11 protein-coding genes and 1 pseudogene are annotated in these 12,150 nt (G+C 69.6%); 8 read left to right on the top strand and 4 right to left on the bottom strand.

The features are described 5' to 3' along the window. Window positions 1–360 precede the first annotated feature (360 nt). A complete protein-coding gene (locus C8250_RS38950) occupies window positions 361–762 on the bottom strand; it encodes a chaplin (protein WP_138358160.1) in 402 nt (133 codons plus the stop codon). 285 nt (window positions 763–1,047) lie between these two features. Here C8250_RS38950 and C8250_RS38955 point away from each other — a divergent pair, with 285 nt between their 5' ends. From C8250_RS38955 to C8250_RS38980, 5 genes are all read left to right on the top strand, one after another. After that, window positions 1,048–1,209, top strand: a complete 162-nt coding sequence (locus C8250_RS38955) for a hypothetical protein (RefSeq protein WP_187145164.1) — start codon at window positions 1,048–1,050, stop codon at window positions 1,207–1,209. Window positions 1,210–1,312: 103 nt separating this feature from the next. Then, window positions 1,313–1,627, top strand: coding sequence for a hypothetical protein (locus C8250_RS38960; protein WP_138358158.1), 315 nt, complete (start codon window positions 1,313–1,315; stop codon window positions 1,625–1,627). Between the two features lie 455 nt (window positions 1,628–2,082). Beyond that, on the top strand, window positions 2,083–2,577 hold the full coding sequence (locus C8250_RS38965) for a winged helix-turn-helix domain-containing protein (RefSeq protein ID WP_138358156.1): 495 nt from the start codon (window positions 2,083–2,085) through the stop codon (window positions 2,575–2,577). A 1,647-nt stretch (window positions 2,578–4,224) separates the two neighbouring features. Then, complete coding sequence (locus C8250_RS38975) at window positions 4,225–4,812, top strand: GNAT family N-acetyltransferase (RefSeq protein ID WP_138358152.1); 588 nt, start codon at window positions 4,225–4,227, stop codon at window positions 4,810–4,812. Window positions 4,813–5,529: 717 nt separating this feature from the next. After that, window positions 5,530–6,426 carry a DUF5655 domain-containing protein gene (locus tag C8250_RS38980; protein ID WP_187145165.1) on the top strand — a complete coding sequence of 299 codons (897 nt, stop codon included), beginning with the start codon at window positions 5,530–5,532 and terminating at the stop codon, window positions 6,424–6,426. A 157-nt stretch (window positions 6,427–6,583) separates the two neighbouring features. On the opposite strand, the pseudogene C8250_RS38985 reads toward C8250_RS38980, so the two are convergent. The 3 genes and pseudogenes from C8250_RS38985 to C8250_RS38995 all read right to left on the bottom strand — a co-directional run. Beyond that, window positions 6,584–6,998 (bottom strand): annotated as a pseudogene (locus C8250_RS38985) (transposase); the annotation flags it as partial. Between the two features lie 419 nt (window positions 6,999–7,417). Further along, a complete protein-coding gene (locus tag C8250_RS38990; protein ID WP_138358148.1) occupies window positions 7,418–8,815 on the bottom strand; it encodes a HAMP domain-containing sensor histidine kinase in 1,398 nt (465 codons plus the stop codon). A 3-nt stretch (window positions 8,816–8,818) separates the two neighbouring features. Continuing rightward, on the bottom strand, window positions 8,819–9,514 hold the full coding sequence (locus tag C8250_RS38995; protein WP_198358876.1) for a response regulator transcription factor: 696 nt from the start codon (window positions 9,512–9,514) through the stop codon (window positions 8,819–8,821). Between the two features lie 181 nt (window positions 9,515–9,695). Between C8250_RS38995 and C8250_RS39000 the strand changes: the two genes are divergently transcribed. The 3 genes from C8250_RS39000 to C8250_RS39010 all read left to right on the top strand — a co-directional run bounded on the left by C8250_RS39000 (window position 9,696) and on the right by C8250_RS39010 (window position 12,146). Then, window positions 9,696–10,481: a hypothetical protein gene (locus tag C8250_RS39000; RefSeq protein WP_138358146.1), complete on the top strand. Its 786-nt coding sequence runs from the start codon at window positions 9,696–9,698 to the stop codon at window positions 10,479–10,481. Next, window positions 10,481–11,200 carry an ABC transporter ATP-binding protein gene (locus C8250_RS39005; protein ID WP_138358144.1) on the top strand — a complete coding sequence of 240 codons (720 nt, stop codon included), beginning with the start codon at window positions 10,481–10,483 and terminating at the stop codon, window positions 11,198–11,200. The genes C8250_RS39000 and C8250_RS39005 overlap by 1 nt, the downstream gene beginning before the upstream one ends. Before the next feature lie 61 nt (window positions 11,201–11,261). Further along, a complete protein-coding gene (locus C8250_RS39010) occupies window positions 11,262–12,146 on the top strand; it encodes an ABC transporter ATP-binding protein (RefSeq protein WP_244809658.1) in 885 nt (294 codons plus the stop codon). Window positions 12,147–12,150 lie beyond the last annotated feature (4 nt).

The following is a 12,150-nucleotide window of genomic DNA, read 5'->3' on the forward strand; positions in this document are numbered from 1 at the left end:
GGATGGCTACGACGATTGCACCAACCCCGCCCACACACCCGGCGGGCGGCTCCTGCGCACGCCACACTTCACAAACGGACCCGCGCATCATGAACAAGGGGTCGTGGAACGCGAGCGAATGCGCGTGCCGTGCCAGGTCGGCAGGGAAGGCTTCGTCCGGTGCTGTGGTCACCGAACGAAGCCCCCGACCCTTCCCGGGGCAGCGGGAAAAGCAGACCGTGCACCGACCACATCACTCTGGAGGGCTGGCATACGATCCGGCAGAAAGTGGATCACCCGTAGGCCGGCCGCGCACGCCGCACCGCCGCACGACGCTAGACCGGCAACCCGATCAGGCGCGCCCCACGCGCCGGAGCGCGATCAGTGGTCGCAGTTGGCCATGCCGGCGCCGTGCATGTCGCTGCCGTGGTGGTCGTTGCCCCACTGGGCCGGACCGCTGTGGTCATCGCCGCCGCGGTTGTCCTGGCCCCAGTTGCCCTCGCCGCGGTTGTCCTGACCGCCCTGGTCACCCATGTGGTGGTCTGAGGTGTTCTCGCAGCGGTTGCCGAACGCCGGGTTCAGCGCACCGAGCACGCTGACGGTGTTGCCGCACACGTTGACCGGAATGTGGATGGGCACCTGGATCAGATTCCCCGACAGCACACCGGGCGAGCCGATCGCGTAACCCTGCGCGTCGGCGTCGGCGGCGGCCAGTCCCGCACCGCCGAACAGGGCGGCGCCCATAGCTGCAATGACCGTGGCGGCCTTGGCGATACGCAACATCAAATCTCCCTGAGGGTGAGACAGCTCCGCACCGGGTGCGGTACGGACCTCACGATCAAGACCACACTCAGCACCATGGACCGCTCCGTGACACGCCCTTTGCGTCCGGGTCGAAACCATATTCACCGCAACAGCTCTCTTCCGGTGCTGTCGACCCGTTCATCGACCGTGCGCGGGGCCTTCCCGATCAACCACGACAACGCCGCAACTATCGGATAACTGCTGGCGGCGCTCCTGCAGGCTTCACCCACCGAGGCACACCTCGACTTCACGCAGGTCCCCCGCTTGGGCACGGCGGCAGCCTCGGTGTTCTTCCCCCTGATGGCCGCCGCCCGCGCCCACCGCACTACCCTCATCGTCCACCGCGCCGACCTGTCCCTGCGCGCCGCGCTCCACGAACTCGGCCTGGACCGAACGGGACTGTCCTACAGCGGCGATCCCATCTGACGCCGTTCGCCGATCGGCGCGGGGGCAGCGTCTGGAGACGCGTCACAGCCGTGTCATGATCTCGCTGGCGTCCGGCGTGGGTCCGGCGCGCGGGAGAGAGATCATGAACCCCTACCTTGCTCTGCCCCTTCTCCTCATAGCGTCGCTCATCGCCGCCGTCGGCCTCGCGGCGGTCACCCGTGGCTGGGTGCTGCCCAGGAATCGGCGTCACGTCCGCAACCCTCGTCTCTATGGCTGGGGCCAGCTGATAGTGGCCTTCGCCCTGTGCTGGCAGCTTGTCTTCGGCATGCTGAGCCGCGATCCCGAAACCCGGGCGTGGGGCACCCTCACCGGCGCGGTGATGCTTGTGGCCGGCTTCATCGTCGCGTTCATGGGCCAGCTCACGAGTAGTAGACGCAAGGGCAGCAGCACGCGGTAGAGGAGCGCGGTGGCAGGGGGATCGCCAAGGCAGCGTCTGTTCGTGATCTGCTGAGCTGAGCGGCCTTGATCCGACCTTGGCGGGGTCTGTGGAAAGGTGGGCCCGCGGATCCCAGGTTTCGATGGGGGAGGCACTGCGGCTGCTGGACGAGCTGAACCTGGCTGTCCGGGTGCCGGAAGGGGGCGCCTCAGACGACGCGCGATCGCGCTGGGCAGACAGTATGGAGAGCGAGGAGAACCCCGTCGTGCGGGCACGTGGGGCGCGCCGGTATCGCGGGCCGGACAATGTCCGGCCCGTGCGCACAGCCGGTGCGGCCAGGAACAGAAAGCACGTGAACACGGTGATGCCGATCCGGCGCCAAGTCATAGGCGATGAAGCCCCTGTACTGAACTTGATCGGGTGATGTCGGGCTGTTTGCCGGACAGCGCGTGGGTGGCTTCGGTAGTCCTGGTGGGGTGAGATATCCGCAGGGCGGCGGCTTGACCGACGCCGAGAGGGCCGGGCGAGAGCAGGTCCGGCTCCAGGCCGTGGCTGGCTTCGAGGCTGGCGAGAAGAATCGGGAGATCGCTGCCTCGTTGCGGGTCTCGGAGCGGTCGGTGGAACGCTGGCGGCGCCAGTGGCGCGAGGAGGGCCTGGCCGGGGTGGCGTCGAAGGGTTCGCCTGGCCGGCCTCGACTGTCGGAGACGCAGATAGCGCGGCTGGAGCGGGAGTTGGAGCGTGGCCCGCTGACGCATGGGTGGGCCGACCAGCGGTGGACGCTGGCCCGGGTGAAGACGATGATCGGCCGCCTGTTCCATGTCTCGTACACCGTGGAGGGCACGTGGCGGCTGCTTCGGCGGCACGGTTGGTCGTGGCAGCAGCCCGCCCGGCGCGCGATCGAGGGGGACGACGACGCGGTGGAGCTGTGGCGGCGGGAGGTCTGGCCGCGGGTAAGAGCACCGCGGCGGTGAACAGAGCTTGGGTAGTCTTCGAGGACGAGGCCGGCCAGTCGATGACGCCAGGAGTTCACGTCGGGTGTCGGGATCCGTGGCGATGTTCACGACCGTGCCTCGGCGTAGCCGGGAGTGGCATGGATGTCCGCGCCGTGGCGTAGGAGCAGGTCGGCCGCGCGGAGCTGACCGCCGGGTAGTAGCCGGGCCAGTCGGTGGCGATATGCAGCGCAGTGCGTCCTTTTGAGGTGCCGCCGAAGCGGGCCGTCGCAAGGGCGGGGCGTTCACCGAGCAGTCGGTGCACGGTGGGGAGGTCGCCGCCGCGGATCGCAGCAATGAGGTCTGACACGGCTGGGTTTTCACTGTCCAAGTCCATGCGGGGATTTTCTTCCGGCGGTTCGACCTTCGGCTGTGTTCCCACCCGCCAAGGACCGGCGGCCGTGATACCGCCTGGCACCAGGACGACCGGCCGGCAAACACTGGCTTCGTACGTGTAGACGGCGGGCTCCATCAGGTGGGTTCTGACTCCTGGCGGTCGCTCCGTGATCGTGCGGGTGACGGGGCCGTGGCGGGCGTTTTGCCGCGGCCAGGCGTCGGCGTGGTGGAGGGGAGCCAGGGGGTGTGCGGGTCGTGGCGAGCGCGTTCGCTCTGATGGCGGATGGTTGTAATACCGGTTGCGCCATGGGCACCGGTGTTCGGCATATACCAGTTTGATCATGGGTGGACATGCGGACGGCGATGATCGCGTGGAGCCTTTGTTGACGGGACGATGATGCTGCCTCGCCCGCCCCAGGCGGCCGCTCCTGGCGCCTGGTGCGGCTTGGCGCCGGGTCGGCTGGTGTCCGTCGCCGTTCATCGGCCGTCCCGGTTTCGTCTCTGAGCTTCACCCGCGCGCCGCGCTCGCTACGGTCGCGCGGTGTCATTCCTCCACGCATTGATCTTGGCCTGCGCTGGTGGTTCGACGCTTGCAGTATCGATTGTCCTGCCGCGCGTGTGACGGCCTTGACCCCACCGGAGGTGCGTGTCCCTGTGAACACCGACGCCAGCCCCACCAGCAAGCGGTGCCAGCTGGGTGCAGTGCTCCGCAAGCTTCGGCAGGCCAAGGGCATGACGTCTACCAGGGCAGCGGCATTGTTGTTGGTCTCTCAACCGAAGATGACCAGGTTGGAACTCGGCCAGCGCCGCATCAGTCAGCGCGATGTCCGTGATCTCTGCCGGATCTATGAAGTCGAGGAGCAGCAGGTCGTTGACGCTCTCATGCAGTTGGCCCGCGCGTGCGGGCGGCAGGCTGAGGCCAGCCTGCCGCCGGCGCGAGAATCTGGCGTTTGTTCTCGATGTGCCGGCTTCGTGTCCCCAGCCTCCCCACCACCAACAGCGGGGGACGGAGGGGATGGTAGGAGGGAAGTCCGAGCTTCAGTGGGGCTGCGAGAGCATCACTGGTGCAGGTCAGAGACCTGTCCGAGGACGGGTTCACATGAAAGCGGCGAACGGGTGGATGCCGGGTCGGTTGAACGGGTGGCTGCCGCCCTCTGAGCAGGTCCGAACGTCGCCAGATACCCCTGCAGGGACCTCTCACTGCATCTAGTGCCGCATCAGGCAACGTTTGCCCCGGCTTGAGTTGCCCCCCGCCCTTGCGGTGGGGATGGGCGATCTGGAAGGCTCCCGCACATGCCGATCTTGGTGAGGGCCGCCGAGTGGGAGGACGTGCCGGCGCTTGTCCGCCTGCGTCTCGCGAATGCCGAAAGGCATGTTCAACTCGATCCGGCCGTCTACCGCGTGCCCGACATCGAGGCTGTGCGCAGGCATTTCGAGGAGGTGCTTGCGGCCGAGTCCAAGGTACTGATCTTGGTTGCCGAGGTGGTGGGCGACGTGGTGGGCATGGTGGAGGTCATCCTGCTGGCGGATCCTCCGGACCATCAGATCCTGACTCCCCGCCGTGCGGCCGACATCCACACCGTCGTCCTGGACGGGCATCGCGGCGAGGGTGTCGGGGCGGCCTTACTGATGGCGGCGGAGAATGCTGCCGCGGAGCATGGTGTCTTGATCATCTATGCCGGCATCTTCGCGCCGAATGAGGGAGCCGTCCGTTTCTACGCTTCGGCTGGCTTCGGACCGCGCGGAACCTTGCTGAGCAAGGAGCCAGGCGCGCCGTCGGTAGAAGGAGATGACACATCACCGGATACGGCCGCAACAATCCCTTCTCCTTGCCCCACAAGCGGGCATCCACCCGCCTGCTCAGCCCCGTCGCACCCTTGAGCTCAACCACGCTCCAGAGATACCAACCGCCACTGACAACGAGCCCCTGAACTACGCCCGGGGGCCCACGGCGGCGTCGAACCGGACGGGCGATCGCTTTGAGGGTGTCTCGACCGGCGCGGACCACCCCCGCTCGCACGGGGAGAACGGACACTGCGACCTCGACGAAGGCGGCCCGGACGGAACACCCCGCTCGTGGGGGGAGCACTGCGGTCGGCGCCCGCCAGAGACTACGGGATGCCCTTGACGAGACCGCCCCGTGAACTTCGCCGCGTACTCGCCGCAGCCACCCGCAGAAGTCCAGCCACGGCCCGACGCAGCCCGTGGGCACCTGCTCACGGGAGGGGGTGCACCGGATACGTCGAGAGGTATCACCTCTACCCTGACCTGTGAAAAGGGTTCGTCCGGCGGGCAGGCCAGATGGGTAAAGGGGTGGTGCGCCCAGCAGGACTCGAAGGTGCGGCCAAGTGCTTAGAAGGCACTCGCCCTATCCACCGAGCGATGGGGTCTGACCTGCGAAAACGGAGCCCTCCGGGCGCTCGCACCACGATCTTGTGGGACGTATGTGGGATTTCGATCCCCGCGAGCCGTGGGAAGTCGGACTCCACGCGGCGGACGGAGATAGCCTCTCACGCCACCTTCACACCCCCGAAGTCCCTCGCGGAAACAATCCTGCCCCGACTCGGCGTTGATGATCTCCGAGGCGAGGAGGGGAAGGTGTCGGGCCTGAAGCTGTTCCGCACGGATACGACCATTGGCGGCATGACCGAGGTCATGCCGCATCTTGCTGAGGTCGAGGCCGATGTGCAGGGTCTGGTCGAGGCGCACATGGAGACGCTGCTAGGCGTCCGGTTCCTGGCCAGCGAGTACTGCACTGGGCCGATTCACGGCGGTCGGATCGACTCGCTTGGCCTGGACGAGAACGGGTCGCCGGTCATCGTGGAATTCAAGCGCGGGGTCGACGCAGGGGCGATCCATCAAGGGCTCTTCTACATGGCCTGGTTGATGGACCACCGCCGCGAGTTCGAGCACCTGGTCCGCGACCAGCTCGGGGCAACGGCCGCAGCCCAGGTGCTCTGGAGCGCGCCAAGGCTGATCTGCATCGCCGGCGACTTCACGCGCTACGACGTACACGCCGTACGCGAGCACCGCAGGTCGATCGACCTGGTCCGCTACCGGCTGTTCGGCAGCGACCTGCTCGGCCTGGAGACCCTCGCGTCCGTGAGCAGCGGGACTCAGGCGCCTCGGCGGGCACGTCGACAGGCCGGCGCACGCACGGCAGCCGACATCCAGGGCGCGTCGATGGCCGACCTGGCGACGGCGGTTGACGAGGCGTTGCGTGGTCTGGGCGACGGCGTGAGCCGCGTGGAGCGCAAGCAGTACCGGGCGTATCAGCGGCTGCGGAACTTCGCCTGCGTCTGTCCGCCCCAGCGGAGCAAGCTCCTGGTCTACCTGAAGGTCGACCCGAAGCGCGTCGACCTGGCTCCCGGGTTCACCCGGGACGTGTCTGGGCTCGGCCACCACGGGACCGGCGACTTGGAAGTACAACTCCGCACGACGAGGGACGTGGAGCGTGCGCAGGACCTGTTCCGTGCGAGCTACGCGGCGGGGTGATCGTCGAGGGCGTGGGCGGTGGGCGGTGGGCTGTGATCGTCGGTCGGTCCTTTCGCCGAACGGGTATCTCGTGGCGGTGGACTACTAATGATGCGCGGGATCGCCGGTTTGGCTAACCGGCGATCCCGCGCTATGTTGCCCCGCTTGGGTCCGCCGCGGCCAGGTCCCAGACTCGCGATCGTGCTGCGGCCCGCGCCGACCGGATCGCGGCCAGTGCCTTGGGTCCGGCTGCGGCAAGGGCGTCAATGAGCCGGGAGACCGGGGTCGGATGCCACCGGGCCGAACACGTCGGGCTCGGCCCGCAGCATGGCGACATCGGCCAGGCAGTCCCCGCCCAAAGCGACTGCGAGCGCGACATCCAAAAGGACCTTGCCCGGGTCGTGCACCGCCCGCGGCTTGCGCCACGGCGCCAATGCCGCCGATATCGCGGTGTCCAGGCCGGACTTGCGGACCGTCTCGACCAGCAGCACCGCCCCGGCCTGCGAGACGGCTCCGCTGCCACCGCCCTCAACGCGGACACGCGGTACAACCCGATACGCTTGCTCACCTGGAGAGTGCTCTTTTCCGTGCAGCCAGCAGGACCCTAGACAAGTCCCATCGTTGCAGGTCAGGAGCACTCTCCGCTGATTTGATCAAGTATCGGACAACCTGCCTCGTGAAAGCGCGAGGTTAGGCACGCCAGGCCGACTGGAGCGCGATCGGCGTACTCTCCCCCGGTCAGGCCCCGAAGGCGCGATCGCACCGCCCAGCCCTGCTCCGAAACGGACCGCCAGATGTTCGGACGTGCGGGCTTCGCCCTCTTGCGAAAGCGCGTCCATCCAGCCACAACCCGGTAAGGCCGTAAGTCTCTTGCTTCACCTGGCCGATCTGGTCCCCGGGCAAGTCTTCTGTAGTCACGGCGTACTTGTTGCTGCGGGCGCCCCGCGTGGCGGACGGCACCCGTGGGCTGTTCCGGTGCGGATGTGCCGCGGGGTGCCCACCGCACCGCGGGTCAGTACGCCTGACCGCTGAACGGGAGCCGGACGTGGAACTCCGCGCCTTTGGGTGAATCGGCGATCCACGCCCGCCCGCCGTGCGCGGCCGCCACGTCGCGGACGATGGCCAGCCCGAGTCCCACGCCGCCGCTGTCCCGGTCGCGGGCGCCCTGGACCCGGAAGAACCGGTCGAAGACGCGCTCCCGGTACTCGGACGCGACTCCGGGACCGTCATCGGCCACGACGAGCTCCACCCCGTTCTCGTCGGCGGCGAGGGAGACGCGGACGACGGAGTCCGTATGCCGCTCCGCGTTGTCGAGCAGGTTGCGGACCACGGCCCGCAGTTGCCCGGCGCGACCCCTTACCCGTACGGCGGACAGCCCGGACAGGTCGACCTCGACCTCGCCCCTGGCCCGGATCGCCGCCGCCTCCAGCAGCACCAGCTCGTCCAGGTCCACTTCCGAGACCTCACGGGGGTCCTGGGGTGCGCCGGTGCCCGAGAGCAGCAGCAACTCCGTGACCAGCCGGTCCAGCCGGTCGGTCTCTCGGTGCACATCCCGGGCGAGAACGTGCCAGTCGGTGCCCGCGGGGTGCGCCAGCCCGACCTCGGTACGTGCCTTGAGCGCCGCCAGCGGGCTGCGCAGCTCGTGCGAGGCGTCGCTGACGAACTGCCGCTGGCGCTCGCCCGCCTGCTGGAGGCGCTCCAGCATCGCGTTCATCGTCCTGGCCAGCCGGCCCAGTTCGTCGGTGCCGGGGAGCTCGGGAACTCTGCGGTCGAGCTCGCTGGAGGTGATCTCCGCGACCTGCCGGCGCATCGCCTCCACCGGCCGCAGCGCCCGGCCCACCAGCAGCCACGCCGTACCGCCGCCCACGAGCAGGAGGGCCGGGCACGCGATGAGCAGGGCGGACAGCGCGGCCTGGACGCCTTCATCGACGGGTTCGAGCGAGGCGGCGGCGTAGACCGAGACCGGCTGGCCGGCGTGGTCCGCCGGAAGGCCGACGGCCCAGTACGCGGCGCCGTCACCGATCGGCGGCTTGTGCAGCGTCGCGCTGACGGAATGCTGGTCCGTGGCGCGCTGCGGCAGGAGCGGGCCGTGGCCACGCAGCTCGGGGCTCGATGCCAGCACGTTGCCGTGCCGGTCCACGATCTGTACGACCGGGCTGTCCTCACCGGCGTCCGGCGGCCTCGGCAGCGCCCCCGAGCCCAGCTCCGCCACCGTGTCCCGGGCCCGCTGCCGGGCGGCGGTCTGCGCGTTGCCGGTGAGGTCGTGCCGGACCAGGAGGAGGACCAGCACCGAGGCGATTACCAGGCCGATGCCGACGACGAGGACGGCGAGCAGGGTCAACCGGAGCCGGATGCCGCTCAGCCAACCCCGGGGCCGCCACCCCGGGCGGCCGCCGGTCCGGCCGGTCACCGGCTAACCGCCTTTGGGATCGAGCCGGTAACCAACCCCGCGCACCGTCTGGACCGTGTGCCGGGCGAAGGGCAGGTCCACCTTCCGGCGTAGGTACCCGATGTAGACGTCCAGCACCTTCGACTCGTCGTCGAGGGCGAAGTCCCACACCTCGTCCAGCGCCGCGCGCCTGCCGACCGTGTGCCCGGCGCGGGCCATGAGCAGCTCCAGCAGGGCGAACTCCCGCGGCGTCAGCTCGATGTCGACCGCGCCTCGCCGGCAGCGGCGCGCGCCGCGGTCGAGCACGAGGTCACCGGCCACCAGCAGGTGCGCGTCGGCCGCGGTCGAGCGGCGGGTCAGCGCCCGGATCCGGGCCAGCAGCACCCGGTACGAGAACGGCTTGGCCAGGAAGTCATCGGCCCCGGTGTCGAAGGCGCGCAGCTGGTCGCGTTCCGCGGTACGGGCGGTGAGCACCAGCACCGGTGTGGTCACCCCCGCGTCGCGCAGCCTTGCGCACAAGGTGAGGCCGCCGAGCCCCGGAAGCATCAGATCGAGCAGGACCAAGTCGTACGAGTGGTGCAGCAGCCGGTCCCATGCGACCAGTCCGTCGCCCACCGTCTCGACGCTGAAGCCGTCCTGCCGCAGTCCCTCGGCCAGCGCCGTGGCAAGGGCTGTCTCGTCCTCCACGACGAGCACCCGGCCGGACCGCTGAGCTGCCACCGCCACACCTCCACCCTACCTGGCACCGACCGTAGGCACCCTCGGTAAGAGAACGGCAAGAGCCCGTCCCGGCCGGTCACGGGCGCTGTCCTGGGCGTCCGCAGAAAGCGCCGCGCCTCTTAATCGTCCCTTACCCGTCCCTGCACACGATGTGGATCCACCTCATCCCCAGGGAGGGGCCATGACCACCCGCAAAGCCACTCCGCCGGCGCTGGCCGCCGTCGTACTCGGCACCACCCTCGTCCTCGGCGCGTGCGGTTCGAGCGGCTCGTCGCAGTCGTCCAGCACCACTCTCCCGTCGGCCACCTCACCGGCCTCGCCGACCACTCCCGCCGACCCGGCGTACCACCCGACGATCGTTCCGTCGGCCTTCACCTCCCACGTCACCAACCCGTACTTCCCGCTGCGCCCGAACACGACCGACGTCTATCAGGGCACGCGCGACGGTCAGCCGCAGCGCGACGAGGTGGTCATCAGCTCCGAGATCCGGACGATCATGGGCGTGCGCTGCCAGGTCGTCAGGGACACCGTCACCAGCAACGGGGCGCTCGTGGAGAAGACCACCGACTGGTACGCGCAGTCCTCGACCGGAGATGTCTGGTACTTCGGCGAGGCGACCGCGGAGTACGTCAACGGCCAGATCAGCAGTACCCACGGAACATGGGAGGCCGGAGTGGACTCCGCCCAGCCGGGCATCATCATGAAGGCCCACCCGAAGCCGGGCGACAGCTACCGCCAGGAGTACCGGCCAGGCCAGGCCGAGGACACCGCGAAGGTGCTGCAGACCACGGCAACGGTGAAGGTGCCGGTGGGGACGTTCCACAACGTGGTCGTCACCAATGACACCGATCCGCTCAACCCCGACAAGTCCGACCACAAGTCGTACGCGTCCGGTGTCGGCATGATCCACTCCGAGCGTGTCCGCAGCGGCCACCACGAGGTGATCGACCTGGTGAGGTACGGCTGATGTCCGCGCCCGCCACCCACGCCGCCCTCGCCATCGAGGCCGACGGGCTGTATCTCATCTACCGCGAGCGCGACGTGGAGACCGTGGCGTTGCGCGGAGCGGAGATCAGCCTGCCCGAGGGTGCCTGGACCAGCCTGATGGGCCCCTCGGGCAGCGGCAAGAGCACGCTGATCCATGTCCTGGGGGGTCTGCTCGACCCCAGCGGCGGCCGGGTGCTGATCCGCGGGGAGGACCTCACCCGGCTGCCGCAGGCGGAACGTGCGCTCCGCCGTCGCCGCCACATCGGCATGATCCTCCAGCGGGACAACCTCCATCCCCTGCTCGACGTAGCCGGCAACGTCGCCCTGACGCTGCGTCTGGACGGGCGGCCGGCCGCGCAGGTACGTGCTCGGGTTGCCGAACTGCTGGCGCGGGTGGGCCTGTCCGCCCACGCCCGGCAGCCGATCGGCAAGCTTTCGGGCGGCGAGGCCCAGCGCGTGGCGATCGCGGCGGCCCTGGCGCCCCGCCCCGACGTACTGCTGACCGACGAGGTCACCGGAGAGCTGGACGAGGAGACGGCCGGCGAGGTGCTCGACCTGCTGGCCGACGTCCGTGCCCGTGAGGGCACGGCGATTCTGACCGTCACCCACAACCCGCTCGTGGCCGAGCGGGCGGACCGAATGCTGAGGATGCGCGATGGGATCGTCATCGAAGCCGGGCGCGGCACGGACTCCGGCTGACACTCCGGCTGACGGACTGGCCGCCGGGGCCGTGCCTGCTGTGCCCGTACCCGCCGTGCCTGTGCCTGCTGTGGAAGCCGTCCAGCTCACCCGTGTGCACCGCGACGGGCGGCGGGAGTTGAAGAGCCTGGACGGGGTGTCCCTGACGGTGGCGGCCGGGGAGGTGGTGGCCGTCACGGGCCCGAGCGGGGCCGGCAAGACCACGCTGCTGCACCTGCTCGGCGGCCTGGACCGGCAGCACGAAGGGCGGGTACGGGTCGTAGGGGTGGACTGGCAGACGCTGCGAGGCAGTGACCGTGCCCGCTTCCGGCGGCGCAACTGCGGCTTCGTGGTCCAGGGTCTGGCCCTGCTGCCGCAGGCCACGGCCGCCGAGAACGTCGAGGTGCCGCTGCTCCTGGACGGAATCCCCGCCCCGGACCGGCGGGACCGGGTGGCGCGGGCGCTGGGCGGGGTGGGCCTGGCGGATGAGGGTGCGAAGCTCCCCGACCAGCTTTCCGGCGGTCAGCAGCAGCGGGTGGCCATCGCGCGGGCGCTGGTGAACGATCCGGCCGTTGTCCTCGCGGACGAGCCGACCGGCAGCCTCGACTCGGAAACCGCCGCGTCGGTCGTCCGGCTGCTGCTCGCGGCAGCCAGAGAGCACGGAGCGGCCGTGGTGCTGGTGACCCACGATCCGGCCGTCGCCCGTTACGCGGACACCGTCGTCCGCCTGCGCTCGGGGCGGCTCGAAGCGCCTGGCGGCGAGGGCGGCGTCCCAAGGACCGGTGCAGGCCCGACCGGCGGCGCCCCAGGGACCGATGCAGGCCCGACCGGCGGAGGCCCGGCCGATGCAAACCCGACTGCAGGGAGCCCACCAGGCGGAGACCCGACCGGACGCGGACCGAGCACCGAAAGCCCGACCCTCGACGACCCGACCACCGCGGCCGGCGAGCCCCGTACGGAGGAGTGATCGC

Origin of the sequence: Streptomyces sp. So13.3 (assembly GCF_005860785.2) — a bacterium.
GTDB classification, from domain to species: Bacteria; Actinomycetota; Actinomycetes; order Streptomycetales; family Streptomycetaceae; genus Actinacidiphila; species Actinacidiphila fildesensis.

Bases quoted from the DNA above. Each gene is read 5' to 3' on its own strand.
- C8250_RS39005 (WP_138358144.1), top strand. From the start codon at position 10,481: ATGTCCGCGCCCGCCACCCACGCCGCCCTCGCCATCGAGGCCGACGGG.
- C8250_RS38975 (WP_138358152.1), top strand. From the start codon at position 4,225: ATGCCGATCTTGGTGAGGGCCGCCGAGTGGGAGGACGTGCCGGCGCTT.
- C8250_RS39000 (WP_138358146.1), top strand. From the start codon at position 9,696: ATGACCACCCGCAAAGCCACTCCGCCGGCGCTGGCCGCCGTCGTACTC.
- C8250_RS38950 (WP_138358160.1), bottom strand. From the start codon at position 762: ATGTTGCGTATCGCCAAGGCCGCCACGGTCATTGCAGCTATGGGCGCC.
- C8250_RS38960 (WP_138358158.1), top strand. From the start codon at position 1,313: ATGAACCCCTACCTTGCTCTGCCCCTTCTCCTCATAGCGTCGCTCATC.